This window comes from Tenacibaculum aiptasiae (assembly GCF_965221665.1).
Taxonomy (GTDB): domain Bacteria; phylum Bacteroidota; class Bacteroidia; order Flavobacteriales; family Flavobacteriaceae; genus Polaribacter; species Polaribacter aiptasiae.
In genome coordinates, this window is the sequence record NZ_CBDCSN010000002.1 from 1,945,912 (window position 1) to 1,972,491 (window position 26,580).

At 29.1% G+C, this 26,580-nt stretch carries 19 protein-coding genes; 10 read left to right on the forward strand and 9 right to left on the reverse strand.

Annotation, left to right across the window (positions count from 1 at the left end; translation table 11 throughout):
- The 3 genes from ACOQN8_RS09360 to ACOQN8_RS09370 all read left to right on the forward strand — a co-directional run bounded on the left by ACOQN8_RS09360 (nucleotide 1) and on the right by ACOQN8_RS09370 (nucleotide 3,658).
- Nucleotides 1-1,392, forward strand: coding sequence for a peptide MFS transporter (locus tag ACOQN8_RS09360; RefSeq protein ID WP_420552473.1), 1,392 nt, complete (start codon nucleotides 1-3; stop codon nucleotides 1,390-1,392).
- Between the two features lie 69 nt (nucleotides 1,393-1,461).
- Nucleotides 1,462-3,042 (forward strand): peptide MFS transporter, encoded by a 1,581-nt coding sequence (locus tag ACOQN8_RS09365; protein ID WP_150900962.1) that lies wholly within the window; start codon nucleotides 1,462-1,464, stop codon nucleotides 3,040-3,042.
- Nucleotides 3,043-3,139: 97 nt separating this feature from the next.
- Nucleotides 3,140-3,658 (forward strand): thioredoxin family protein, encoded by a 519-nt coding sequence (locus ACOQN8_RS09370; RefSeq protein ID WP_150900961.1) that lies wholly within the window; start codon nucleotides 3,140-3,142, stop codon nucleotides 3,656-3,658.
- Between the two features lie 8 nt (nucleotides 3,659-3,666).
- On the opposite strand, the gene ACOQN8_RS09375 is transcribed toward ACOQN8_RS09370, so the two are convergent.
- Complete coding sequence (locus ACOQN8_RS09375; RefSeq protein WP_420552474.1) at nucleotides 3,667-5,688, reverse strand: ComEC/Rec2 family competence protein; 2,022 nt, start codon at nucleotides 5,686-5,688, stop codon at nucleotides 3,667-3,669.
- Between the two features lie 167 nt (nucleotides 5,689-5,855).
- Here ACOQN8_RS09375 and ACOQN8_RS09380 point away from each other — a divergent pair, with 167 nt between their 5' ends.
- On the forward strand, nucleotides 5,856-12,800 hold the full coding sequence (locus ACOQN8_RS09380) for a GEVED domain-containing protein (RefSeq protein WP_420552475.1): 6,945 nt from the start codon (nucleotides 5,856-5,858) through the stop codon (nucleotides 12,798-12,800).
- A gap of 7 nt (nucleotides 12,801-12,807) precedes the next feature.
- Here the strand turns inward: ACOQN8_RS09380 and ACOQN8_RS09385 are convergent, their stop codons facing one another.
- Together ACOQN8_RS09385 and ACOQN8_RS09390 are read right to left on the reverse strand one after the other, a co-directional pair.
- On the reverse strand, nucleotides 12,808-13,500 hold the full coding sequence (locus tag ACOQN8_RS09385) for a response regulator transcription factor (protein WP_420552476.1): 693 nt from the start codon (nucleotides 13,498-13,500) through the stop codon (nucleotides 12,808-12,810).
- Between the two features lie 8 nt (nucleotides 13,501-13,508).
- Nucleotides 13,509-14,768 carry a sensor histidine kinase gene (locus ACOQN8_RS09390; protein ID WP_420552477.1) on the reverse strand — a complete coding sequence of 420 codons (1,260 nt, stop codon included), beginning with the start codon at nucleotides 14,766-14,768 and terminating at the stop codon, nucleotides 13,509-13,511.
- A gap of 154 nt (nucleotides 14,769-14,922) precedes the next feature.
- Between ACOQN8_RS09390 and ACOQN8_RS09395 the strand changes: the two genes are divergently transcribed.
- Nucleotides 14,923-15,732: an energy transducer TonB gene (locus ACOQN8_RS09395; RefSeq protein ID WP_420552478.1), complete on the forward strand. Its 810-nt coding sequence runs from the start codon at nucleotides 14,923-14,925 to the stop codon at nucleotides 15,730-15,732.
- Between the two features lie 416 nt (nucleotides 15,733-16,148).
- Here the strand turns inward: ACOQN8_RS09395 and lysS are convergent, their stop codons facing one another.
- Nucleotides 16,149-17,846: a lysine--tRNA ligase gene (lysS, locus tag ACOQN8_RS09400; RefSeq protein WP_420552479.1), complete on the reverse strand. Its 1,698-nt coding sequence runs from the start codon at nucleotides 17,844-17,846 to the stop codon at nucleotides 16,149-16,151.
- A gap of 261 nt (nucleotides 17,847-18,107) precedes the next feature.
- Nucleotides 18,108-18,608 carry a DUF456 domain-containing protein gene (locus tag ACOQN8_RS09405; protein WP_420552480.1) on the reverse strand — a complete coding sequence of 167 codons (501 nt, stop codon included), beginning with the start codon at nucleotides 18,606-18,608 and terminating at the stop codon, nucleotides 18,108-18,110.
- Between the two features lie 151 nt (nucleotides 18,609-18,759).
- Between ACOQN8_RS09405 and ACOQN8_RS09410 the strand changes: the two genes are divergently transcribed.
- From ACOQN8_RS09410 to ACOQN8_RS09425, 4 genes are all read left to right on the forward strand, one after another.
- Nucleotides 18,760-19,128 carry a BlaI/MecI/CopY family transcriptional regulator gene (locus tag ACOQN8_RS09410; RefSeq protein WP_420552481.1) on the forward strand — a complete coding sequence of 123 codons (369 nt, stop codon included), beginning with the start codon at nucleotides 18,760-18,762 and terminating at the stop codon, nucleotides 19,126-19,128.
- Nucleotides 19,125-20,657, forward strand: coding sequence for a M56 family metallopeptidase (locus ACOQN8_RS09415; RefSeq protein WP_420552482.1), 1,533 nt, complete (start codon nucleotides 19,125-19,127; stop codon nucleotides 20,655-20,657). The genes ACOQN8_RS09410 and ACOQN8_RS09415 overlap by 4 nt, the downstream gene beginning before the upstream one ends.
- 13 nt (nucleotides 20,658-20,670) lie before the next feature.
- The gene (locus ACOQN8_RS09420; protein WP_420552483.1) at nucleotides 20,671-21,924 is read left to right on the forward strand and encodes a tetratricopeptide repeat protein; all 1,254 of its coding nucleotides are present in this window, start codon (nucleotides 20,671-20,673) and stop codon (nucleotides 21,922-21,924) included.
- Nucleotides 21,925-22,047: 123 nt separating this feature from the next.
- The gene (locus ACOQN8_RS09425) at nucleotides 22,048-22,440 is read left to right on the forward strand and encodes a hypothetical protein (protein WP_420552484.1); all 393 of its coding nucleotides are present in this window, start codon (nucleotides 22,048-22,050) and stop codon (nucleotides 22,438-22,440) included.
- Here the strand turns inward: ACOQN8_RS09425 and ACOQN8_RS09430 are convergent.
- From ACOQN8_RS09430 to ACOQN8_RS09440, 3 genes are all read right to left on the reverse strand, one after another.
- Nucleotides 22,409-22,948 (reverse strand): hypothetical protein, encoded by a 540-nt coding sequence (locus ACOQN8_RS09430; protein ID WP_420552485.1) that lies wholly within the window; start codon nucleotides 22,946-22,948, stop codon nucleotides 22,409-22,411. The genes ACOQN8_RS09425 and ACOQN8_RS09430 overlap by 32 nt on opposite strands.
- Nucleotides 22,949-23,016: 68 nt before the next feature.
- On the reverse strand, nucleotides 23,017-23,577 hold the full coding sequence (locus tag ACOQN8_RS09435; RefSeq protein ID WP_420552486.1) for a Crp/Fnr family transcriptional regulator: 561 nt from the start codon (nucleotides 23,575-23,577) through the stop codon (nucleotides 23,017-23,019).
- Nucleotides 23,578-23,580: 3 nt separating this feature from the next.
- Nucleotides 23,581-25,089: a GH3 auxin-responsive promoter family protein gene (locus tag ACOQN8_RS09440; protein ID WP_420552487.1), complete on the reverse strand. Its 1,509-nt coding sequence runs from the start codon at nucleotides 25,087-25,089 to the stop codon at nucleotides 23,581-23,583.
- A gap of 66 nt (nucleotides 25,090-25,155) precedes the next feature.
- Here ACOQN8_RS09440 and ACOQN8_RS09445 point away from each other — a divergent pair, with 66 nt between their 5' ends.
- Nucleotides 25,156-25,950, forward strand: coding sequence for a DUF2797 domain-containing protein (locus ACOQN8_RS09445; RefSeq protein WP_420552488.1), 795 nt, complete (start codon nucleotides 25,156-25,158; stop codon nucleotides 25,948-25,950).
- Here the strand turns inward: ACOQN8_RS09445 and ACOQN8_RS09450 are convergent.
- Nucleotides 25,947-26,570, reverse strand: a complete 624-nt coding sequence (locus ACOQN8_RS09450; protein ID WP_420552489.1) for a hypothetical protein — start codon at nucleotides 26,568-26,570, stop codon at nucleotides 25,947-25,949. The genes ACOQN8_RS09445 and ACOQN8_RS09450 overlap by 4 nt on opposite strands.
- Nucleotides 26,571-26,580: the final 10 nt, after the last annotated feature.

Sequence of the window (26,580 nt, forward strand, 5' to 3'; positions counted from 1 at the left end):
ATGGCAAATTCAACTTCTATTAAACAAAAAGAATTATTTGGGCATCCAGTAGGATTATATGTTCTGTTTTTTACGGAAATGTGGGAACGTTTTTCGTATTACGGAATGAGAGCAATTCTAGTATTATATTTAGTTGCAAAAACTACAGATGAAAATGCAGGGTTAGGTTGGTCTAATGGAGATGCGTTATCATTGTATGGAACTTATACAATGTTAGTATACTTAATGTCAATACCAGGGGGTTGGATTGCTGATAAAGTTTTAGGGCAAAAGAAATCTGTATTGTACGGAGGGATTTTGCTAGTTGCAGGGCATAGTGTTTTGGCTATCGAACAGATGTGGGCTTTTTATACAGGACTAGGTTTAATTATTGCAGGAGTAGGAATGCTTAAACCAAATATTTCAACAATGGTTGGAGGTTTATATAAGCAAGGAGATATTAGGAGAGATAAAGGATTTACAATTTTTTATATTGGAATTAATGTAGGTGCATTTTTATCAGCTTTAATTGTAGGATACGTAGGAGAAACTTATGGATGGCACTATGGGTTTGGTCTAGCAGGTATTGGAATGGCTTTAGGTTTATTGCAATATGTATTAGGTCAAAAACACTTAAAAGGAGTTGGAGATTATTTAGGGAAATCAGAGAATAAAGAAGATAAAGAAGCGTTAAAAAAGCCTTTAACTAAAATAGAGAAAGATAGAGTTGTTGTACTTTTAATTTCATTTTTATTAGTAATAATATTCTGGGGAGCTTTTGAACAAGCCGGAGGATTGATGAATATTTATGCTAAAGATAAGACAAGTAGAATGTTAATGGGCTTTGAAGTACCGGCTTCATGGTTTCAGTCATTAAATGCAATGTTTATTATCTTTTTAGGAACTTCAGTTGCTGCATATTGGGCCAATAGAAAATTGAAAGGAAAGGTTTCAACATCATTATTTAAAATGATAATGGGACTAATTATAATGGGTGCAGGATTCTTTTTTATGACGGGAGCAGCTGCACAGTTTGATGCGAATGGTTCTTCTGCAATGTATTGGTTAGTATTAGCATATTTATTCCATACAATAGGAGAATTATGTATTTCACCAGTAGCACTTTCATATATTACAAAATTAGCACCAGTAAAATATGCATCTATAATGATGGGAGTTTATTTTGCAATGACTGGAATAGGAAATAAAGTAGCAGGATTATTAGGTGAAGCCTCAGAGAGTTTAGGTGAATTTACAATTTTTACAGGAATAGCTGTTTTTTGCGTAGCTTTTGGACTGTTAATGCTTGTATTTAGAAAGAAATTAGAGGCTTTAACTCATGGAGCAGAAGATAACGAAAGAGATTTAAAGTACGAAGAAGCGGAAGGATTTGAATTAGCTGATAATAACTAAAAATAAAAATTGAACCTTGTAATGTATATTATTGCAAGGTTTCTTTCATTATAAATATATAAGAAAAATATGAATACTAGTATTAGGTTTGAAGGTTCAGAGATGAATCGTAAATTATTGATGGGACATCCATCTGGGTTATTTGTACTATTTTTTACGGAAATGTGGGAGCGTTTTTCGTATTACGGAATGCGTGCAATTTTAGTGTTATTTTTAACATCTGCAATTACAGGAGATAATCCAGGTTGGGGCTGGTCGAGAGAAGATGCTTTAGGATTGTATGGTACTTATACTATGCTAGTATATTTTACACCTATTATAGGAGGTATTTTAGCAGATAAATTTTTAGGTTATAGATGGGCAGTTGCTTTAGGTGCATTAATAATGACTATAGGGCATGCTACAATGGCATTAAATACACCATGGAGTTTATATGTAGGTATTGGGTGTTTAGTAGCAGGAAATGGATTGTTTAAACCGAATATTACTTCAATTATAAATGGTGTTTATAAAAATGCTCAAGAAAAGAAAGATGGAGCTTTTACTATCTTTTACATGGGAGTAAATGCAGGTGCGTTTATAGGTATTTTATTATGTGGATATGTAGGAGAAACATCTGGATGGCATTATGGATTCGGATTAGCTGGTATCTTTATGTTCTTTGGAATGTTACAGTTCTGGTTTGCTCAAGGAATCTTTGGAAAAATTGGTTTGGCACCATCTAAAAATGTAGATTTAGAAGATGCGATTGAAACTGAATCTTTACAAAAAGAAATTGTTGAAGAAAATGTTCCTGCAAATGTTCAAAGAGATAGATATATTGTTGTAGGTATTTTAGCTTTTTTTACAGTGTTTTTCTGGGCTGCTTTTGAACAAGCAGGAGGATCAATGACAATTTTTGCTAGTGATTATACTAATAGAGTTTTAGAAGGAGATTCAGCTAATATTTTTAGAATAGCTAATACACTATTAACGGTAGTTCCTTTGTTAATTATTACTTATGTATTATTTAAATTATTTAAAATTACATTCTCAAAATATGCTTTATCAAATATATTTTTAGGTACTAGTTTTATAATAATATGGGCTATAGTTTTTTGGATGTTAAAAAATCAATATAGTGACGTAAAAACAGAGGTGCCAGCATCATGGTTCTCAATTTTAAATTCTTTTTATATTATTGCTTTTGCGCCATTAATTTCAAAAATATGGGAAAGTAAATTTAATCCGCCAGCAACAGTTAAGTTTGGGTTAGGTTTAGTTCTTTTAGGATTAGGATTTGGAGCTTTAGCTTACGGTTCTTCAGCAATTCCACAAGGAGCTCAAACAGCTTCAGTAAGTATGATATGGTTAATATTAGCATATTTTTTACATACAATCGGAGAATTATGTTTATCACCAGTAGGTTTATCTTATGTATCTAAGTTAGTACCGGCAACTAAAATAGGAATGATGTTTGGATTATGGTATATAGCAGTAGGAATGGGAAATAAAGCTGCTGGATCAATGGGAGGTATGATTGATAAGATTACAGCTGCCTATGATATGAGTACATTCTTCTTAATATTTACATTAGTTCCAATGCTAGCTGGAGTAATTTTAATGGCTTTAACACCAGTAATGAAAAAGTTAATGCACGGGGTAAAATAACCCTAAATAAAAGTTAAAACAATATTACAACCTGCTAAATATTAATATTTGGCAGGTTTTTTTGTAAATTTGGAATACTTATTGAGACTTAAGAGATATGAAGAAATTAATATTAGTAGCAGTTTTAGTAATTGTTTCAGCTGGAGTGAAGGCTCAGGATAAAGTTAATTGGTTAACTTTTGAAGAAGCAATGGCAAAAAATAAAGTAAATCCTAAACCAATTTTAATCGATTTATATACAGACTGGTGTGGTTGGTGTAAGAAGATGGATAAAACAACTTATAAAAATGAAGTAATAGTTAAATATATAAATGATAACTATTATGCAGTGAAGATGGACGGAGAGGGAAGAGAAGATATCAGTTTTCAAGGAAAAACATATAAATTTGTTCAACAAGGAAGAAGTAAATATCATGAATTAGCAGCAGCTATAATGAAAGGAAAAATGAGTTATCCTTCAACGGCCTTCTTTAACGAAAAAGAGCAATTGATTCAAACAGTACCAGGTTATATGCCAAAAGAACGTTTTGAAAAAGTGTTAGCGTTTTTTAATAATGATAATTATAAAAAAACAAGTTGGAAAGAATTTGAAAAGAACTTTAAAGGTTCAATCTAAAATACGTTTTAGTTAATAAAATAAGCTCCGTTTTTACCAGTATAGTAAAACGGAGTTTTTTTGTTTTCACAAGTAAAACTCCATTGAGTTACATAGCTTTTATAATTGCTTCCATCAGCAATTATTAATTTAGGGTTTAATGTATTTATTAAACGAACTAAATTGATTTTGGGAGAGTTTTGTAAAATAATGATTGGTTTTTTAACAGGAAGTTTATAAATATTTAAATGATCAATAATTAAAATAGTGTCAGATTTAAACTTAAATACATTAGTTTGAGGAGTAACTACAGTTTTATTTATAGATTCATTTGTGTTATAGTTCTTAATTATATTTTTAGTAAAATTATTCAGGGTATCTAAAGATTGAAAGACTTGTAGTTTTTTGCCATTTCGTATTCCTATTAAGTTTTTTCGTTGATTATGAAAAACGATTACTTCTTGTTTATTTTCTTGAATATACTTTTTGAAAATCAGATGAGCTTGAAGAAATAATACTGTTGTTAATGTATAGATGAAATAATTCACCTTTTTAGAAATAATAAATTGAAAAAAAATGATGAGTATTAAATACCAAAACATCATTTCATAAAAAGACATTGAAATTTCCTGAAATAAAAACTTCTCTTGATTGGAAATCCAGTCAATAACTTTATTCATTTTAGAAATAATAAAAGCATAAGAGTCAATTAAAAATGAGGGGGTAGAATTACAAGAAGCTAATATTATAATTAAAATCCCACCAATTAAGATAAATGTTAAACATGGAATTATAATGAGGTTTGAAATAATAAATAAACTAGGGAATTGATGGAAATAGAATAAGCTAATAGGTAATACACTAATTTGAGCTGCAATAGATACGGTAAATAAATCCCAGAATTTTTTAAAGAAAAAAAACTTAGGCTTCCATAAGGTTGATAATCTTGGTTGTATCCAAATAATACCAAAAACGGCTAAGTAACTTAATTGAAATCCAATGTCAAATAAAAATAAAGGTTTTATTAATAGTAAAAAGAACATAGAGCTAATGATAGAGAACTCTATAACTTTCTTTTTTTTAAAAGCCTTTCCAATATTAAGAAAGCTAAACATAGTAACGGCTCTAACAACAGAAGCTGATAATCCAGTTATAAAAGCAAACGACCATAGCAATAAAATAACAAAGAGAGTTGTAGCTATACGACCGTGTTTAAGCTTTTCAAGAGGTTTAAACAGATAGTTTAGAATTATAAAAATAATACCTACATGTAAACCAGATATAGCTAAAATATGAATGGCTCCTGCTTTAGTATAACTCTCAAGTAATTTTTTCGACATATTTTTTCTTTCGCCTAATAATAGAGCATTAATAACTGCCTGTTCATCAGGTTTGAAATGGAGTTTGTTTAAGGAAGTTTGAATTCTATTTCTAAAATTTTCAGCAAGACCAGTTAGAGAAAACGTTCTCTTTTTTAAATATTTGAATTCATGTTTATTAATGAAAATTTGATGATAAATATATTGTTTAGCTAAATAGTGCTTATAATTGAATTGATAAGGATTAAGAGGAGAAGGGATGTCTTTAAATTGAGCTTTTAAAAAAACTCGATCATCAATTTTTAAAGAAATAGAAGAACTGTCTTTTTTTATGTTTAAAAGAATATTACCTACTGTTTTATTTGAATCAATTTGAACTATTTGAGCAACAAACTTATGATAGTGTTGGTTAGATCTTAAATTTTTCTTGATTACAAGTACTGTAGAAGAATTCTTAGAGGCAAACTTATAGTAAAAGTTAGCATGATTTTTAGGGTTATTTATAAATGCAGTAGAAATCCCAATAAAAATAAAGAGCAGTAGTGTTGTTACTGAAAATAATTTACGTAAGTTTTTTCTTTTGAAAATGTATAATACAGATAAAGTTGAAATTGTAACGATATCAGTATTAATAAAGTTTTGTTGCCAAACTTTAAAAAAATATTGTAAGATAATTCCAGAAATAATACATAAAAGGAAATGAAAAGGTAAAAAATCTAATAGTTTTTTCATAGCATTGATAAAACTATGTTTTTTAGATATATAGATATTTACCGTTTATTACATATTTCCTACCGTTTATTACGTATATGTATACGGTAGTTGTTTTTGATGAGGAAGTTAGCGATATAAAACGTCACTTTGCATATTGAAATAATTGATATCCTAAATTATTAAATATGAAAAGAATAGTACTCATAATAACCTTTTCTCTATTGTTTTCTTGTAATAACGAAACTAAGAAAGAACTAATTTTTTTAAATAAAAATGCATACGAACATCCAGTTTGGCAAGATATGCTCTTACAAGAAAAAGTGAAATTTTCTGATGTAGTTTCAGCGTTTAAAGCTTATAAATCTACTCATAATTTAGATCGTGAAACTATAGAGCATTTTGAAAAACTAGAAAAAAGAGTAAAACCAAAATTAGATAGTGGGGGTTATTTAACTTCAGATTTAGGATATTATAAAGAATTGTTGGTTTATAGAAAGGCTTTGCCAAATGCTAAAAAGCAAACAACAAATTATGAAAAAACGGCAACATTTTTTACGTCGAGTATTCCTAATAATAATGGGTACGGAAGTTGGAAAAATTTAGGCCCTTTTGGCGATCCTGAAGTTCATTGGTCAGCAACTGGTAATGGAGCAATACAATATTTAGAAATGCATCCAACAAACCCAGCGATTATGTATGCATGTGCGAGAAATGGAGGACTTTGGAAAACAGTTAATTATGGTAAGAATTGGATACCACAAACCGATTATTTTGCAACAGATAATACTTCATGTATTGATGTAAATAAATCCACCCCATCTATATTATACTTAGGAGCAGCAGAAGATCAAAAGGTTTGGTACTCTAATAATGAAGGTGTTTCTTGGGAGGACAGAAGTTCAGGGATTTCAGGGACTATTTATGATATTCACTCAGATCCAGTAGATGCAACTAGAGTACTAGCAGCTACATCTAGTGGTATTTATTTAAGTGTAAATTCGGGATTAAACTGGGAGTTGAAATTAAATGGAAGGTATACGGATATTGATTTAACAGATAATTGGGACTTAATAATAGTGTCAGATGATAATGCAGATATTGCTCCAGTTTTAAATTTCTCAAAAGATAAAGGAGATACCTTTATAGAGAAAAATATTATAACACACTTGAATAAGGTAGATCGATTTTATTTAGGACTTTATAAGCCAACAACCGGTTCTACTCAGGTTTTTGCTTATGGTTTAGATGATGGAAATACCCCCACAAGATTTATAGGTTTATGGAAATCAGATTTTAATCCTAATCCAGCAGATAATACTTCTTATTTTAATTTTACAGAAGTGAAACACCCAACTTATAATTATCCTAATGGACCAGTTCCTTTAGTAAAAGCAACAAATGCTCAGGGATTTTCAGAAGAAACGTCAGATTATTATGGAAGTATCAACCCGTATTCAGTAGCTACTTGGATAAGTGATTTTTATGTAAGTCCTAACAATCCAAATAGAATGTTAACGTTAAGGGAAAAGTTTTGGGGTAGTGAAGATGGAGGAATTCTGTGGGAGTATAAACCAAGTTATGGAGAAAGTAATTGGGCAGATAATAGATATGTTACAACGAATGTAGCAAAAGATTCATTGTTTTGGTGTAATGATGGAGGTATGTGGGCAATTAAAGAAGATGATTTATTTCCTACAGATGCCGAAGTAACAGCCTCAGGTTTGTCTAAGAAAGCTTATTTAAATAGTAAGGTAGTTTCTAAAAACGGAGATATTTGTGTTTCTGAAGGAAGTCAAATGGATGTTAGTCAAATGGATAAAGGAGTATTTATGACAGGAGGACAGGACATAGGACAAATATTTACAAGAAATGGAAGAGATAGTCATGTAGCTTCTGCTGATGTATATAGAGGAAGAATACAACCTAATGATGATACTAAATTTATTACAGGAAGTCTTAAGGTAAAATTAGATGGTGGAACTGATGAGTTTTCTGTGTATAATAATATTAATGCCGATTATTTCAATGCAAATAGATTATATGGATTTACTACAGGTGATGTGCGTTTAGTACGCTCTCCGTTAAATAAAGATGGATGGTTAGTAAATGGATTTATGGGAGAAAACCAAGCAAATACATTAGGACATTCATGGGTGCCAGTTCATAATAATTGGGAAACAGTTAAGGTTGCTTCAGCTGGAATTACAATTTTACATCCTGGAACCTTTGAACAATCAAGAGCAAATAAAGAACTAGCTTTTTTGGGAGATGAAGTAGGAAATAGATTGTTTTATACAGAAAACTTGTCAGCAACAGAACCTACTTGGATAGAACTCCCAAATGCACCAAAAGTGTCACATTATAGAATAGCAACACATCCTTATAGTGAAAATATAATTGTTATTGCTACTAACGCCGGAGTGTATATTTCAAAAGATAAAGGAGAAACTTGGAAGTTAAAAGGTAATTTTCCGTCAGCTAATCCTGCTTCAGTATTAATGGATAAAAATACGACAGAAGGAATTTATATATACACCAATTTAACTGTATATTATTCGGATGAAAACCTAACCAATTGGGTTGAGTTTAATAAAGGGTTGCCATTACAAAATCTTACAGATATGCGTATTGCTTATTACCCTAATAATGATAGTAGATTATATGTGTCTAAGTATGGAAGAGGTGTTTGGAGTTCAAGTTTACAATCTGTATTAGATAAAAATGGAAACAAACCAGTTGCAGATTTCAATATTTATGGGAATGATTCAAATGAAATTATAGAAGGAGATTCAATTACTTTGGTCGATCAGTCTTCTAATGCGACTGAATTAGAGTGGACAATAGAAAATGGTAACGATGTAATTAATTTATCTAATCAAACAACACCAAAAGTAGTATTATCAACTGTAGGCTACTATAAGGTAACATTAAAAGCAAGTAATACAAATGGTTCAGATACTATTGTTAAAGAGCAATATATTCATGTTAAAGCCAATCCAATAACACCTAATTGTGTATTAACTAGTAATTGGAATCTTCCATGGTATAAAGGGATTAGTACTATTAAATTAAACGAAGAAGAATATAGTGTAACAGATAAAAGTAATTATGTTGCTACAAATAAAGTATTTAATTTTTTTGCAGGAGAACAATCATCAATTTTTATAAAAGATAGTTATGCAGGTTCGTATAATCTTTATTTAAAAGCATGGATAGATTATAATAATGATGGTGATTTTGATGATGTAAATGAAGAAATAATTAGCTCAGGAGGATGGGTAGATGAATATACCTCAAATTTTACTGTACCTAACTCAGCAATTAAGAATAAATATCTATTAATGAGAGTAACAGGTATTGAATCATCAACAGCACCAACTTCATGTCAAACAACTGGTACTACACAAACGGTTGATTTATTAGTAGAAGTAAAATCTAAAGTAAATTTCAATAATATACAGCATTCATTAGTAAATAGTAATACTGTAACCTTAGAAGCTACATTTGAGGGAGCAACTAATGTTATCAATTCAGGATTTGTATATTCTAAATTTGATGGAGATTTGAATATAAATAATTCATCAGTAAGCTTACATTCTTCAATAGTGTCAAATAATACGATATTTCAAAATACAATAAGCGATTTAGACTATAATGGAAAGTATTATTATCGTCCTTTTGTAAGAGATGCATATGGAATTCATTATGGAAATAAACAAAGTTTTGAACTTACGCCACATAAAATTCCATTAGCAGAAAGTTTAGTAGCTTTAAACTTGGGGAATAATCAATGGAAGTTAAAAGGAATAGTTTTTCCAGAGAATAATGATTTAGAAGGATTGTTTATAGAATATGGAACTACTGCTTTTGATAATAGTATTTCATTTAATCCTTCCATATATACTAAAGATACAAAGTTTAATATCGAAACAGAGATTAATACTGTAATAGGGAATTCATATCAGTTTAGAATAAAATATGCTGTAGGTGGAAAAACATATTATAGTAATGTGGTTAGGTTTGATACAGATAAAACAATATGTACCCCTGTTGTAGATAATAGTCCTTGGTTTAAAGTAATTAACAATGTAACCTTTAATGGGAACTCTAATGATAGTTCAGGAAGCGAAGGCTATCAAGATTTTACTAATATAATATATGATGTAAAAGAAGGAGAGAGTTATTCAATTTCAATAACCGATTCTTATACTCCAGGATTTAATTTAAGTTATATAGTTTATATAGATTATAATAATGACGGAGATTTTACGGGCTATAATGAAACTGTCGCTAGGCAGAATGTAGCTAGTGGTGATACTTTTACAGGAACTATTACTATTCCTATAGAAGATGTAGTTTATGATATCAATTTAAGAATGCGAGTAATTGGGTATGAAGGAAATGTAAATAGTTGCCATGTTATTACAGGGCAAGTTGAAGATTATTTAATTAAAATTGAATCTGTACAGAATACAGTTACGGCGGTAACAGAAATCTTTACAGGAATCAACGGAAAAGTAGGAGGAGTTACAGCTAGTGTTTTAACAAACGATATGTTAAATGGAGCTTTGTTAAACGCTTCAGAAGTTACTTTAACAGCAGGAACTTCACCAGTGCCTCAAAGTGGAAGTATTGTAATGAATTCCGATGGGACGATAACAGTAAGTCCAGAAACTACAGCAGGTACTTACGATTATGAATATACTATCTGTGAAAAACTAAATCCATTAAACTGTAGTACGGTTACTAGTAAAGTAGTTATAGATAGTTCAGTAATCGAAGCCAAAGCAGAAACCTTTGCAGGAACCAATGGAAAAGTAGGAGGAGTTACAGTTAGTGTTTTAACAAACGATACGTTAAATGGTTCTTTATTGAACGCTTCAGAAGTTACTTTAACAGCAGGAACTTCACCAACACCACAAAGTGGAAGTATTGTAATGAATTCCGATGGGACGATAACTGTAAGTCCAGAAACTACAGCAGGTACTTATGATTATGAATATACTATCTGTGAAAAACTAAATCCATTAAACTGTAGTACGGTTACTAGTAAAGTAATTATAGATAGTTCAGTAATCGAAGCTAAAACAGAAAGTTTTACAGGAATCAATGGAAAAGTAGGAGGAGTTACAGCAAGTGTTTTAACAAACGATACGTTAAATGGAGCTTTATTGAACATTTCAGAAGTTACTTTAACAGCAGGAATTTCACCAACACCTCAAAGTGGCAGTATTGTAATGAACTCCGATGGAACAATAACAGTAAGTTCTGAAACTACCGCAGGTACTTATGATTATGAATATACTATCTGTGAGAAATTAAATCCATCAAACTGTAGCACAGTTACAAGCAAGGTAGTTGTAGATAGTTCAGTAATTGAAGCCAAAGCAGACACCTTTACAGGAATCAATGGGAAAGTAGGAGGAGTTACAGTTAGTGTTTTAACAAATGATACGTTAAATGGTTCTTTATTGAACGCTATAGAAGTTACTTTAACAGCAGGGACTTCACCAACACCTCAAAGTGGAAGTATTGTAATAAACTCCGATGGGACGATAACAGTAAGTCCAGAAACTACTGCAGGTGCTTATGATTATGAATATACTATCTGTGAGAAATTAAATCCATCAAACTGTAGTACAATTACAAGCAAGGTAGTTGTAGATAGTTCAGTAATCGAAGCCAAAACAGACACCTTTACAGGAATCAACGGAAAAATAGGAGGAGTCACAACTAGTGTTTTAACAAATGATACGTTAAATGGAATTTTATTGAACATTTCAGAAGTTACTTTAACAGCAGGAACTTTACCAACACCTCAAAGTGGAAGTATTGTAATGAATTCCGATGGGACAATAACTGTAAGTCCAGAAACTACTGCAGGTACTTATGATTATGAATATACTATCTGTGAAAAACTAAATCCATTAAACTGTAGCACAGTTACTAGTAAAGTAGTTATAGATAGTTCAGTAATCGAAGCGAAAACAGAAACCTTTACAGGAATCAATGGAAAAGTAGGAGGAGTTACAGCTAGTGTTTTAACAAACGATACGTTAAATGGTTCTTTATTAAACGCTTCAGAAGTTATTTTAACAGCAGGTACTTCACCGACACCTCAAAGTGGAAGTATTGTAATGAATTCTGATGGAATAATAACTGTAAATCCAGAAACTACTGCAGGTACTTATGATTATGAATATACCATCTGCGAAAAATTAAATCTATCAAACTGTAGTACAATTACAAGCAAGGTAGTTGTGGATAGTTCAGTAATCGAAGCTAAAACAGAAACCTTTACAGGAATAAATGGGAAAGTAGGAGGAGTTACAGCAAGTGTTTTAACTAATGACCTTTTAAATGGGTCATTATTAAATAGTACTTCATACATCAATTTTATTGCTGGAACTTCTCCGAACCCATTAAAAGGAAGTATTGTAATGAATTCAGATGGTACGATAACGGTAAGTTCAGAAACTACCGCAGGTACTTATGATTATGAATATACTATTTGTGAGAAATTAAATCCATCAAACTGTAGCACAGTTATAAGTAAAGTAGTTGTAGATAGTTCAATAATTGAAGCAAAAGAAGAAATTTTTACAAACATAAATGGAAGAAAGGGAGAAGTGACCACTAGTGTTTTATCTAATGATTTGTTAAACGGACTGCTATTAAATGTATCAGATATTGACTTAACAGTAGGAGCTTCTCCTAATCCATTAAATGGAAGTATTGTAATGAATTCTGACGGTACAATTGTAGTGAGTTCAGGAACTACTGCAGGTACTTACGATTATGAATATACTATTTGTGAGAAATTGAATCCATCAAATTGTAGTACAATCATAAGTAAAATAATGGTTGAAAATGATGTTGTAGATGCAAATTCAATAACTATATACCCAGTTCCAGTTACAAATACATTGTTTATTTCAACCTATGCACTTATTGGAGATCCTTTTGATATTCATATTTTTGATGTTAACGGACAGTCTATTTATAGAAAACGAGAATTTTATAATGGAGAAGACTTTAAAGTTGATACCAGTAAATTATCTGTAGGAATGTATATTATAAATGTTTATGGGACAAAGTTTAAGAAGGAAACTAAGTTTATGAAAATGTAGTTGGAATTTAATCAGTAACTATAAATTTATAACCAGTTCCATGTATATTTTTTATTTGAATTGAAGTAGAATTTTTAAAGTGTTTTCGAAGCTTGGAAATAAAAACATCTAAGCTTCTTCCAATAAAATAGTTATCATCTTTCCATACGGAGTTTAAAATATAATCTCTTTTAAGTAAAGTATTTTTGTTTCTAGCGAATAAAGCTAAAATATCAGCTTCTTTTTGAGTTAATTGTATAGCTTCACTATTATTAGAATTTAATATTAGGTTATCAAGATCTAAACTATAATTGGAAAAAGGAATAATGTTTTTAAATGTTTGAACAGCAGAACTTCTTTTTAAAATAGCTTTAATTCGAAGTACTAACTCTTCAATATTAAAAGGTTTAGTTACATAATCATCAGCACCAATTTTAAAGCCATTAATTTTATCTTCTTTCATAGATTTGGCAGTTAGAAAAATAACCGGGATGTTAGTGTTAATTTTTCTTATCTCCTTAGCTAAACTAAAACCATCCATAATAGGCATCATAACGTCCAGTAAACAGATGTCAAAAGAACTTTTATGGAATTCGTTTAAAGCTAACTTACCATTCGGAAAAAGAGTTACATTAAAATGATAGTTTTCTAAACTATCTTTTAATAAAAAGCCCATGCTTTCATCGTCTTCAACTAATAAAATATGTTTTTGATTACTCATAATTAAATTTAAATAGGTAAAAAAATGGTAAACGTAGTTCCTAAATTCTCTTTACTAGTAAAAGTAATTTTCCCTAAATGCTTTTCTATTATTGTTTTAACATAGCTTAAACCTAAGCCAAATCCTTTGGTGTTGTGTATATTACCGCTTTCGGCTCTAAAGAATTTTTCAAAAATACGTTCTTGAGTTTCCTTACTCATTCCAATACCTTTATCAATGATTTCGACATTAATTCCATTGTTTAAGTTCATCGTTTTAATTGTAATTTCAGGATGAACTTTTGCATATTTAATAGCGTTTTCAATTAAATTATATACAACATTAGTAAAATGAGTTTCATCTGCTCTAATAGTATATTTTTTGGCTTCCAAAAAAGCTTTTATACTACCTTCTTTTTTTTCAATGATTGGTTCAAAACTTAATAATACTTTATTTATAATAGCGTGAACATCGATTTCTTGAAAAGAGAAAGATTCTTCTTGTTTTTCAATAGTAGAAATTTGTAGTACGCTATCAACAAGGTTTAATAATCGATTATTTTCATTGTAAATAATATCAGCATATTTTCCTAATTTATTAGTATCCATTTTATTACTTCTATTTCTTATAGCATCAGATGCCACAGAAATATTTGTAATTGGAGTTTTTAGCTCATGCGTCATATTATTAACAAAATCGTTTCTTAAATGTGCTAATTTTTTTTCTTTAAGAATAGAAATTATTATAAAAATAAAAACAGCTAATATAACAAGTAAGCTAACAGAGGAATACATCCATATTCCCATAGAGTTTAAAAGATAAACTGTTTTATTATTAATTATAATTTTGAAATCCAAAAGATCAACAGTTGAGGTTCTTTTTTCGCAAGATATTTCAGTGTTCTCAGTAACGTCAAAAATAGTATTCCCTAATATTATTTCACTGTTTTTAGATTTAATAATGTTATAATCAAAATCAATATTTAAGTCTCTAGAGTAAAATTCTTTTCGAAGAGTTTTATCTAGAATATTTATATTAAAATGTGTATTTGTTTTAACAAGAAATTCATTAGAAGCAATTTTAGTTACAGGTGGAATTGTAGAAATAGAATCTTTTTCTAAGATTAATAATTGATGAGCTACATTTCTTAAAGCAATATTTATTTTATCATCAAATTGTTTCTCTTCAAGAGAAAAAGACTTTTTAAACCAATATACTTGCGTAACAAATAATCCTAAAATGGTTATTAGCATTAATAGTAGTATAGTACGTATAGTTTTATTTGTCATATCAGCAAAGTTAAGTTAATTATTGTTTGGCTTTTAAATATTTACATCTCAATAACAATTATTTACACTTCATTAACAATTATTTACATCTCATTTTCAATAACTAATAATTGCTCAAATAACTTTGTGATATGAACCATTAAAGCATTTAAAAATGAAAGTAAAAATATTAATAGTAGGAGTTTTATCAATTTTAGGAAGTTTAATAATTGTTGGTTTTGCAAACAAAAATAGTTCGAATGACAATAATCCGATAGAAGTTAAGGGAGTAAAAAAAACAACTAATAAACTAAGTTGCTTTAGTAGCGATCGTTTTAATAAATTCTCTGAAGTAATACCTAATTACTTGGTTAGAGGAGCTAGTAATAGGACAATTACTAAATATAAACTAAGTAAAGCGAAAACATTAAAAGACATTGTAGAAGATTACCCTTCTAACTGGATAGAAAATTATATTACTGTTGAAACATATAGAATAACGAAAGATGAAGCTATAAAAGAAGTTGGAGATGACATTAATTTAAATAGCAAACAACAAGAATTATTTAATAACATACATATTGGAGATGATATTTTAATAAGAGTAGTTTATAAAGACAAAGAATCTTTAGGGACTAACAATACCAAAAAAGAAACAAATATTACTATGACAGTAGTTCCAGAAGTATCAGCTAGTTTTAGAGAAGGTAATGAGCAACTTGTTGAATATTTGAAAAAGAATAGTACAGTTGAAATTTTAAACTGGAACTTTAATCCTATGCAAAATGCAACAGCGTTGTTTACAGTAAATGAAATGGGAGAAGTAGGAAATGTAAAAGTTACAAAAACAACAGGTATTATTTCAGTAGATAAAGCCATTATAAAAATGTTGTATAAAATGCCTAAATGGAATCCAGCAAGAAATAGTAAGGGAGAGCTTGTATCACAACAATTTGAATTGATTATAGGAGAAGTAGGTTGTTAAATAAGTATGAAATAACAAAAGAGCTCCCGGGGGAGCTTTTTGTATAAGGGGTGGTTAAACATTAAATTCAAATTATCTATTTCTAATTTACCTTTTATATAAGTAATTTTTGTCAATTTTTCGATAAATGGAATAATCTGCTTGTTGAAAAGCAAAAAAATATAGATGAATAGTGTTTTTTAACCAAAAAAAAGAAGCGTCCCCCCGGATAAACTTCTTTTTTAGTGATAACTCATTTAATAAGTTATTACACTGTAAAGGTAATTTTATAAAGCGATTAATTTTTTAAAATTAGATGAGAGGAAGAAAAGTAAAGTTGAACAACCTTGTTTATTAAGTAAAGTAAAAAGAGATTATGATTGTAAAATAAAAAAACCACCTAAAAAAGGTGGTTTTTTTATTCATATAAATATGATTTATACAGCTAATACAAATAAACCTTCTTCGGATTTTTCAACTTTAGCTAATTTGTTTTTGGTTAAACTCTTTATAGTCTTATCCCATTTTTTATTAGATAAACCAGAATCAGACTTTAATTCATTTAAATCTATTTTTTCAGCTTTATCAATTAAAGCTAATAAAGCTTTCTCATCATCATTTAATTCAATAGAAGGAGTTTTCTTCTCAGGTTTCATTTGCGGGAAGAATAATACTTCTTGAATAGAAGGATTGTTTGTTAAATACATTATTAAACGATCCATACCAATACCTAAACCAGAAGTAGGAGGCATTCCATATTCTAATGCACGTAAGAAATCTTGATCAATAAATTCTCCAGCTTCATCATCACCACGAGCAGCTAATTTTAGTTGAGCTTCAAAACGTTCACGTTGATCTATTGGATCATTTAATTCTGAATAAGCATTAGCTATCTCTTTACCACAAACCATTAATTCAAAACGCTCTGTTAATTCAGGGTTATCTCTATGTTCTTTACATAAAGGAGACATTTCTTTAGGATAATCTGTAATGAAAGTTGGTTGAATATAATTTCCTTCACATTTTTCACCAAAAATTTCATCAATTAATTTTCCTTTCCCCATGGTGTCATCAACCTCAATGCCCATACCTTTAGCAGCAGCACGAATTTCGTCTTCCGATTTACCATTGATATCAAAACCAGTAAAATGCTTTATAGAATCAGCCATAGTAACTCTAGCATAAGGAGCTTTAAAGTCAACTTTATGTTCTCCAAAAGTAGCTTCAGTAGTTCCGTTTACAGCTATAGCACAGTGTTCTAATAATTTTTCTGTAAAGTCCATCATCCAGTTGTAGTCTTTATAAGCTACATAGATTTCCATTGCTGTAAACTCTGGATTGTGAGTTCTGTCCATTCCTTCGTTACGGAAGTTTTTAGAAAACTCATATACACCATCAAAACCACCAACAATCAAACGTTTTAAGTATAATTCGTTAGCAATTCTCATGTATAATGGAATGTCTAAGGCATTATGATGAGTAATAAATGGTCTTGCTGCAGCACCACCTGGAATTGGTTGTAAAATAGGAGTTTCTACTTCAAAATAACCAGCATCGTTAAAAAACTGACGCATAGCGTTAAATAACTTAGTCCTTTTTACAAATACATCTTTTACATGTGGATTTACAACTAAGTCAGCATAACGTTGTCTATAACGCATTTCAGGATCTGTAAAACCATCAAAGGTATTTCCTTCAGCATCAACTTTAGGAAGTGGTAAAGGTTTTAAAGCTTTACTTAATAATTTAAAGTCTTTTACCATTACAGTAATTTCTCCAACTTTAGTTTTAAATAATTCTCCTTCTATACCTACAAAGTCACCTATATCTAAAAGTTTTTTATAAACTTCATTGTATAAATCTTTGTCTTCTTCAGGACAAATCTCATCTCTATTAAAATATACTTGAACTCTTCCTTCACTATCTTGTAATTCAGCAAAAGAAGCTTTTCCTTGTATACGACGACTCATTAATCTACCAGCAATTACCACCTTTTTTCCTTCTTCAAACTTATCCTTTATGGTTTTTGAATTTGAATTTAATGGAAATAAATCAGCAGGGTAAGGGTTAATACCTAATTCTCGTAATTTCCCTAACTTTTCTCTACGTACAACTTCTTGTTCTGATAATTGCATGGGTTAATTTTTATAATTTTTTAATGAAGGGGCAAAGATACAATCAATTGAAGAATTAAACAATGAATAACAGATTGACATTTTTTGTAAAAAAACTAAAAAAATTTGCAGGTATTAAAAAAGGTTGTATATTTGCAGGCTGCTTTTTTGTAAAGTAGCATTTAGTTGTGTTGTTAGGTACTTTAAATAGTACCATGGTTTTGTTAACCAATGGAAAGCTTCCCTGAGATGGGTTGCTTTTTTTTTGCATTAGATTTAAGGTTAAAAGAAAGCGTTTTTGTATTCCCAGAAAGTAGTTAAGAATAGAACAAAATATACTGTAGCTACGGAAAATTTGATGGTAGCAGAAACTAGGAAGCCTAAAAATGCCCCGAAAGAAGCTTTAATTGCTCTAGAAGTATCTTTACTGTCATAAATTAATTCACCAATAAGAGCTCCAAAAAAAGCACCAATCAATATTCCAAAAGGAATAGGGGAGAATAAACCTATAATTAATCCTATAGTAGTTCCATAAACTCCATACTTACTACCTCCAAAACGTTTTGTTCCAATGGCAGGAATAAAATAATCAATAATAAAAATAAAAACAGCAATGGCTAGTGTTATACCTAAGAATGTCCAATCTTGAGGTATCGCTTTTGTTAAATGTAATAATAATAAACCTAACCAACCTGTTAAAGGACCTGGCAAGATTGGTAAAAATGAACCAACGATACCTAAACAAACACATATAAAACCAAGTAAGGTTAGCAATATATCCATATTTTATATTCTTTTTTTAGTTTAAAATAGCTTTATTTTTCTATTTATAAGACGAGTATAATGACTATTTGTTACATTTTTGTAACTAAAAAATTAGTTTAAACTAATTTTTTAGTTATATTTGTAGTGAAATATTTCAATAAAAGTTAGAATGAGTAAGCAATTAACAAAAGCAGAAGAGCAGATAATGCAAGTTTTATGGGATTTAAAAGAAGCATCTGTAAAAGAAGTTATAGCAGAGTTACCAGAACCGAAACCAGCTTATAATACAGTCTCTACTATTATTAGAATTTTAGAAACTAAAGAGTTTGTTGGGCATCAGCCTAAAGGAAGGGGGTATGTATATTACCCACTGGTGAAAAAATCGGAGTATAGTAATGAAAGTCTACATAAGTTAATGAATGGTTACTTTGGAGGTTCATTCAAAAGTATGGTATCTTTTTTTATGAAGGAAAATAAGATGGATATTAATGAATTGGAAAGTATTTTGAAAGAGATAAATAAAAATAAAGAGTCATGATAAATTATATAATTCAAGTAGTCTTATTTCAAGTACTGTTTGTAGCAGTTTATGATTTTTTCTTAAGTAAAGAAACTTTTTTTTCTAAGAATAGATGGTATTTATTATCAACATCTATAGTATCATTCTTATTACCACTAGTAAAAATACCTACTATACAAAAAGCAGTTCCTTTAGAATATACCATTATGTTGCCAGAAGTAGTTTTATCTCCACAGCGAGTAATTGAAAAAGCTGCATGGTATCAATCTATTGATTATTTAGATGTGCTATTTTGGAGTGGATGTTTTGTGTTTTTAATAGTGTTTGTTATAAAGTTATTACGAATTGTTCGATTAATAATTAAACATGGAATTGAACGTAGGAAAACATATAAATTGGTGCTGTTACCAAAGAACGCAAAAGCATTTTCTTTTTTCAATTATATTTTCATAGGAAAAGAGATTCCATCTGATAAACAAGAAAAAATAATTCAACATGAATTAGTGCATAGTAAACAAAAACACTCAATTGATTTGTTGTTTTTTGAGTTTCTAAGAATTCTAATGTGGTTTAACCCAATGGTATACGTTTATCAAAATAGAATTTCTTTAGTTCATGAATATATATCTGATGAGAAAGTGAGCAAAGCTACTTTAAAAGAAAATTACATAAACAATTTACTCTCTGATGTTTTTCAAGTTGAGAGCATTTCATTCATAAATCAATTTTACAAACATTCATTAATTAAAAAGAGAATTATTATGATTATGAAAACAGAGTCGAAACAAATTAAACAATTAAAGTATTTATTATTAATTCCATTATTAGCAAGTATGGTTTTATATACAGCTTGCTCAGCTAATGATAAGAATATTATTGGAGCTAAACTAGAAAGCAGAAAGCTATATTTTGACTTAGATAAAGAGCCTTCTGTATCTTCATCTATAGAAAGCTATATGGATATTTATTTAGGGACAAAAATCCCTGATACAAAGGAATATTCTATTAATGATTTGTCAGAAGAAGAAAAAATGGAATATGAGAAGTTACTTTCAAAGCCACCAAACAAAAGTAATGTGTTTTCGAAAGGGACAATTAGGTTTTTTGAAGGTGCTGATGGAAGAAAACTTGTGTTTTACGATATGAAAGGTTTAATAAAATCTTATAAAGTGAATAAAAGAAATACAAGTTTAAATAATGATAAAGTACCATTTTCAATGTTAGATAAGTATCCGACGTTTCCTGGGTGTGAAGAAGGTAATAAGGATTGTTTTGGCAAAAGTATTACAAGGTTTATAGCAGATAACTTTGACGTTTCTAAAGGAAATAATTTAGGAATTAGAAAAGGAAAAACAAGGATTTATGTACAGTTTAAAATAGATAAAACAGGAGAGATTACACAAATTAATGCGAGAGCTCCACATCCAGAGTTAAAACAGTATGCAATAGAAGTTGTTGAAAAATTACCAAAAATGAAACCAGGGGAGAAAAATGGAAAAATTGTGGCTACGGGATATACATTGCCAATTAGTTTAAATATTGAATAATTTATTAAAAAAAATGAAAAAGAGAATTTTAATTGTATTATTTTTAATAGGATTTATAAAGGTCGAAGCGCAAACTTCGACTTTTAAATCCATTGATAATCTAGTTAATAAAGGACGCTATAAAAAGGCTTTGGAAGAATTGAATAACTTACCTTCAACTTTCATTTCCAATACTAAGAAAGCTCAAATTTATGAAGCAATAGATAATTATAAGTTGGCTTCAAAATATTATGAAAAAGCATTAGAGATTAAAAATGATTATAGTATAAAAGTTAAGTTAGGGAAAAGCTACAATAAAGAGAAAAAGTTAAAAAAAGCGATATTAATTTTTGAAGAAATTGTAGAAAATGATGATGATAATTTATTGATAAAATATCAATTAGGTAAATTGTATTTAAAGACTAAACAGCCTTCTAAGGCTAAAAAACTATTTGAAAATTTAATTGAAAAGGATAAAGAAAATGCGAATTATCATTACCAGCTTGGAGTGGTATATACTATGTTGAAGAAGAGAAACTTAAAAATAAATAGTTTTTTAGAGGCTTATAAAAATGATGATGAGCATATTAAGGCAATTCATCAATTAGCGCTTGCTTATGTTTTATTAAGAGATAGAGATTCTTCTGCTATTTTTACCAATAGAGGATTGCAAGTAAATCCCAATCATATAGAATTAAACAAATTAAAAATAAATAGCTTATACAGAAAAAAGGAATATTTATCTGCAATTACCTTGTTAGAAAAAATAGATACATTAAAACCAAATGAGCATTACACTCAAAAAATGTTAGGAAGAGCTTTGTACAAGTTAAAAGATTATGATGAGGCTGAAAAATATTTTAATAAAGCATTAAAAATAGATCGGTCAGATTTTAAATCATATACTTATTTAGGAGATATAAATTTTGATCAAAAAGAATATAAGAGTGCAATGTATAACTATATGTTAGCAACTTATGTAGGAAAAGAATCTAGAGATATTGAATATTACCAATTAGCAAGAGTATATAAAGAATTAGGAAAACCTAAAGCAGAAATGAAGGCTTATAAAAATTCTTATAATGAAAATAGTAGAAACTACAGAGCGCTATATCAGTTAGCTAATACTACCGAAAACTATTATGAGGATAAAAAGCTAGCCTTAAAATATTATAAAAACTATATGGATAGGTTTGAAGAAAAAGATTCTTTGCTTACAAGTCAAGTGAAAACTAGAATTAAAGAAATAAAAAAATATTATTTCATGAAAGGTGATGTTATAGAATAGGCTAAATTTTTGTATTTTCATCTCAAAATCAATGAGATGAGGTGTTGCTGTGTTTCTTTAATTACGATTTTATTATTTGTGTCGTGCGATTTTTTTTCTTCATCAAAAAAGAATAAAGATCAGATGATAGATACTGTTATTGATTTTTCTAAAGTAGATGTTTCTCCTTCTTTTAGTGTTTGTAAAAACCTTATGGATGAAGCTAAAACAAATTGTTTTAGAAAAGAAATTCAGCAAAGAATAACCAAGGAGTTACAATTATATAATTTTGTTAGTAATGAATTAATAGATGAGGTAGTTTTAATAGACTTGCAAATTAGTAGTAAAGGGAAGTTTGAGCTAAAAGATATTTCATCATCCAACAATATAAAAGAGTACTTACCAAAATTAGATAGTGTAATTAGACAATCTATAAAAAAGCTACCCAAAATAACTCCTGGTTTTAAAAGAGGGATACCTGTTTCAACACAATATCAATTACCAATTAGAATACAAATAGAAGAGGGAGTAAACTAAAAGGAAATAAAAAAATAAAGAGGCTAAAAAGTACCCAAAAAATAAAATAAACTATTTGTGTAAAATCCATTTTATTCTGACCTTTTTTCTTTATTCTTTTTTTTAGATCTTCAATAGAAAATTGTAATAGTTCCTCTTTGCTAAGATTTAAATCGATAATACCAATTACTTTTAATCCAGCTTTATAACCTCTATAAACGTCTTTTGGATAGTTTAAAAGAGAAAAACCCATTGCCCAAGTACTCATTATACCGATAGGTAATTTTTTCCACATACCTGTGGCAATTTCCCACCCAGCGATAAAAGCTTCTCCTTTCCAAGTTGTATCACAGTTGTATAATACATGTTGTATATCGTGAATGTGAATTATATCTTTTCTAAATTGAGAATTGGGAAGTTTTAACGTAAATAATTTAAACTTTAATTCAAAGGTACTTTCATCTTCGCCTCCATTTTTTAAGAGATTGTTTTTGGTATAAAATCCTTGTAAAGCTTCTGCTATTGTCATGTTGTAGTTGTTTTATACAACAAAGATATTTTACCAATTTTATGTTTTTCTTGATAATTATCAAGAAATTATTTCCCTCTAATTCTACTGAAGGTTTCGGGAGTCATACCTAAGAAAGAAGCAAGGTGTTTAGAGGCTACTCTATTAAATAGAAATGGTTTCTTTTGTAGTAAAATATTATATCGTTCTTGAGCAGTGTGAAGTTGTAAATCGTCGATTCTTTCAACAAGGTCTATATAAATTTTTTGTAAAAATAGACGACCAAATCGTTCATATTTAGGATTGGAATCAAAAAGATTTTCTAAATCTGCATGCGTAATTTTTAGAACTTCCAAATCTTCTAAAGCTTCAATGTTATATTTGCTTTTTTTACGTTGAATAAAGCTATCAATAGTAGTTATACTTTCTTGTTCAACTGAAAAATGTACAGTTATATCTTTTCCATCTTTGTAATAAAAAACACGAGCTATTCCAGATATGATAATATACATATGGTTACAAATATGCCCAGCTTCATGTAGTATATGATGTTTAGGATATTTTTCAGGTTTTATAATATTTTGAAAAGCTTCTGCAAGTTCAGGGTTTTCTAATAGTAAATCGGCATTTTGTTCAAAAAAAGAGCTCATAACCTATAAGTTAAGTAATTCATCTACAAAATCACGTTTGTTAGAAAGACGAGGTACTTTATGTTGTCCACCAAGTTTACCTTTTTTACTTAACCAATCATAAAATAATCCTTGTCGTGCTTGATGTACTTTAGGTAAAGACAAGGTCATGTTATTATAGCGCTTGGCTTCATAATCTGAATTGATACATTTTAAAGCATTATCTAATAATTCTGTAAAAGTATCTATGCTTTTAGGAGGAGTACTAAATTCAATAACCCATTCATGTCCACCACTTTTATTATCATTCATAAAAATTGGACCAACAGTATAATCTCTAATAGAAGCATTAGTTTTTGTACTTGCAATTTTTAAAGCTTCCTCTGCATTTTCAATAATTAATTCTTCACCAAAAACATTAATATGGTGTTTTGTTCTACCAGTAATTTTTATTCGATAAGGATTTAAAGAAGTAAACTTAACAGTATCACCAATTAAATAACGCCATAAACCACCATTGGTAGTAATAACCACTGCGTAATTAACATCTTTTTTAACTTCAGATAATGGAATGGCTATTGAATTTTCACCATCATAAGAATCCATAGGAATAAATTCATAAAAAATACCGTAATCGAGCATTAGTAATAATTCTTCTGAATTATTTTGGTCTTGAATAGCAAAGAAACCTTCAGAAGCATTATAAGTTTCGTAATATTTGAAACTGTCTTTTGGAATTAATTTTTTGTACTGTTCTCTATATGGGTTAAAATTGACACCTCCATGGAAGTAAACTTCTAAATTAGGCCAAACTTCTAAAATATTATTTTTACCGGTTTTTTCTAAAACTCTATTTAGAAGTACTAACATCCAGCTAGGAACTCCAACTAAACTAGTAATATTTTCGTTAATAGTTTCATTAATAATAGCTTCCATTTTTGTTTCCCATTCTGCCATTAAAGAAATTTCTTGACTAGGAGCAGAGCTAAAATCTGCCCAAAAAGGTAAGTTTTCGGTTATAATTGCAGATAAATCTCCAAAATGAGAATTGTTATCCTCATAAATGGCTGTGCTACCTCCTAATTTTAATCCTTTACCAGTAAACATTTGTGTTTCTTCATTATTATTAATGTATAAACACAGCATGTCTTTACCAGCTTTTAAATGACATCCTTCTAAGGCTTCATTACTTACTGGAATAAATTTACTTTTAGCATTGGTAGTTCCACTTGATTTTGCAAACCACTTAATTGTTGTAGGCCAAAATAAATTTTGTTCTCCTTTTCTACATCTCTCTATAAGTGGTTCAATACTTTCATATCTCTGGATAGGAACATTATTGGTAAAATCGATGTAGTTTTTAATTGAAGAGAAGTTATGTTGTTTTCCAAACTCAGTATTCTTAGCAGTATTTAATAATTTTTGAAGTAATTCGTTTTGAACATCGATAGGATATTTTAAAAATAATTCTACCTGATGTTTGCGTTTTTTCAAAAACCATGAAATAATAGAATTTATAAATGGAAACGACATAGTTTGACTCTTAATTCAATTTTTTTACTGTAAGTTTGTGAAGCTAAAAGTAATAAAATTTAAGACATGCAATACCAAGGAGTTTTAAAAAAAATGATGACTGAAAATTTAGATACTGTACAGTATTACTTAGATATGAAATCTGATTTTTTAAACATGAATCAGCTTTTAAACAAAAAAATAACACTAAGTTTTGTTACTTATGAATGTTTAAATTGTCATTTAGAAAAACAAGTTTACCGTCAAGGGTTTTGTAAGAAATGTTTTTTTGAAACACCGAATGCTGGAGATTGGATTATGAGACCTGAGTTAAGTAAAGCTCATTTAGATATTGAAGATCGTGACTTAGAATATGAGAAAAAAGTACAATTACAACCACATATTGTGTATTTAGCTAATTCTAGTAATGTAAAGGTTGGTGTTACTAGAAAACAACAAGTGCCAACACGTTGGATAGATCAAGGAGCTCATGAAGCTATTGAAATTGTTGAGGTACCTAATCGTTATTTAGCAGGAATTACTGAGGTTGCTTTAAAAGAACATGTGGCTGATAAAACCAACTGGCGAAAAATGCTAAAAAATGATATTGAAGATGAAAATTTAGTATCGTGGCAAGAACGTTTAAAAGCTTTTATTCCTGAAGAAGCTCAGCAATATTATATTGAAAATAACAAAGAAACATCAATTAATTTCCCTGTAGAAAAGTACCCAACAAAGCCTAAAAGTTTGAATATTGTAAAGGAACAAAGCTATACAGGAACGTTAGTAGGTATAAAAGGGCAGTATTTGATTTTTGAAGATGAAACTGTTTTTAATGTTAGAGCTAATGAAGGAATTGTAGTTGAAATTACAATGGCTTAAATTTTTTCTAATAATTGAGATTCTGAATTATAAAGTTGATTTAAAACATTCATTTTTGAGTTTTCTTGTTGTTGCTTTAAGAAAGCATAGAAACCATAATTTTTTGTGAAATAATAGATAGAAAATGTGACTTCATTTTCTGTTTTCAAATAACTATTAAGAGCGTCTGTAACTAGTAAATTATTTATTTTATCAGTTACAGGCTCTTTTATTTTATATTTCTTTTTTATTAAGTTTTCAACCTTTTTCTTATTTGATAATGAAGGAAAAGTATATTTGAAAAAAATAAGTTTATTTTTAAAAAAATGAAGTTCAGTGGTTATTCGATAACCACCTACTTTTGTTGTAAAAAAAATGATATCACATAAATCGGGGTTTTTAATAAAACGATACGAAGTATTAATTCCTTTTTTTACAGAACTAACGCAAGCACCAAAATCAATATCATCAGAAAAACGAATAGGAACGTTACTTTCAATGATATCATTGTCTTGTAAAACACTGTTAAATATAGATGTATAATTATCTATATTTTTATATTTCTTAATTATTTGACTGTAATAATTATTATAGTATTTTCTACTATTTAGTATATTATTTATTTTTTGGATTAAAAGCATATCAATTTAA

Excerpts from the sequence above, each read along its gene's own strand:
- ACOQN8_RS09380 (WP_420552475.1), top strand. The coding sequence starts at position 5,856 with ATGAAAAGAATAGTACTCATAATAACCTTTTCTCTATTGTTTTCTTGT.
- ACOQN8_RS09375 (WP_420552474.1), bottom strand. The coding sequence starts at position 5,688 with ATGAAAAAACTATTAGATTTTTTACCTTTTCATTTCCTTTTATGTATT.
- ACOQN8_RS09410 (WP_420552481.1), top strand. The coding sequence starts at position 18,760 with ATGAGTAAGCAATTAACAAAAGCAGAAGAGCAGATAATGCAAGTTTTA.
- ACOQN8_RS09390 (WP_420552477.1), bottom strand. The coding sequence starts at position 14,768 with ATGACAAATAAAACTATACGTACTATACTACTATTAATGCTAATAACC.
- ACOQN8_RS09365 (WP_150900962.1), top strand. The coding sequence starts at position 1,462 with ATGAATACTAGTATTAGGTTTGAAGGTTCAGAGATGAATCGTAAATTA.
- ACOQN8_RS09370 (WP_150900961.1), top strand. The coding sequence starts at position 3,140 with ATGAAGAAATTAATATTAGTAGCAGTTTTAGTAATTGTTTCAGCTGGA.
- ACOQN8_RS09450 (WP_420552489.1), bottom strand. The coding sequence starts at position 26,570 with ATGCTTTTAATCCAAAAAATAAATAATATACTAAATAGTAGAAAATAC.
- ACOQN8_RS09420 (WP_420552483.1), top strand. The coding sequence starts at position 20,671 with ATGAAAAAGAGAATTTTAATTGTATTATTTTTAATAGGATTTATAAAG.
- ACOQN8_RS09440 (WP_420552487.1), bottom strand. The coding sequence starts at position 25,089 with ATGTCGTTTCCATTTATAAATTCTATTATTTCATGGTTTTTGAAAAAA.
- lysS (WP_420552479.1), bottom strand. The coding sequence starts at position 17,846 with ATGCAATTATCAGAACAAGAAGTTGTACGTAGAGAAAAGTTAGGGAAA.
- ACOQN8_RS09415 (WP_420552482.1), top strand. The coding sequence starts at position 19,125 with ATGATAAATTATATAATTCAAGTAGTCTTATTTCAAGTACTGTTTGTA.
- ACOQN8_RS09445 (WP_420552488.1), top strand. The coding sequence starts at position 25,156 with ATGCAATACCAAGGAGTTTTAAAAAAAATGATGACTGAAAATTTAGAT.
- ACOQN8_RS09385 (WP_420552476.1), bottom strand. The coding sequence starts at position 13,500 with ATGAGTAATCAAAAACATATTTTATTAGTTGAAGACGATGAAAGCATG.
- ACOQN8_RS09430 (WP_420552485.1), bottom strand. The coding sequence starts at position 22,948 with ATGACAATAGCAGAAGCTTTACAAGGATTTTATACCAAAAACAATCTC.
- ACOQN8_RS09425 (WP_420552484.1), top strand. The coding sequence starts at position 22,048 with ATGATAGATACTGTTATTGATTTTTCTAAAGTAGATGTTTCTCCTTCT.
- ACOQN8_RS09405 (WP_420552480.1), bottom strand. The coding sequence starts at position 18,608 with ATGGATATATTGCTAACCTTACTTGGTTTTATATGTGTTTGTTTAGGT.
- ACOQN8_RS09360 (WP_420552473.1), top strand. The coding sequence starts at position 1 with ATGGCAAATTCAACTTCTATTAAACAAAAAGAATTATTTGGGCATCCA.
- ACOQN8_RS09435 (WP_420552486.1), bottom strand. The coding sequence starts at position 23,577 with ATGAGCTCTTTTTTTGAACAAAATGCCGATTTACTATTAGAAAACCCT.
- ACOQN8_RS09395 (WP_420552478.1), top strand. The coding sequence starts at position 14,923 with ATGAAAGTAAAAATATTAATAGTAGGAGTTTTATCAATTTTAGGAAGT.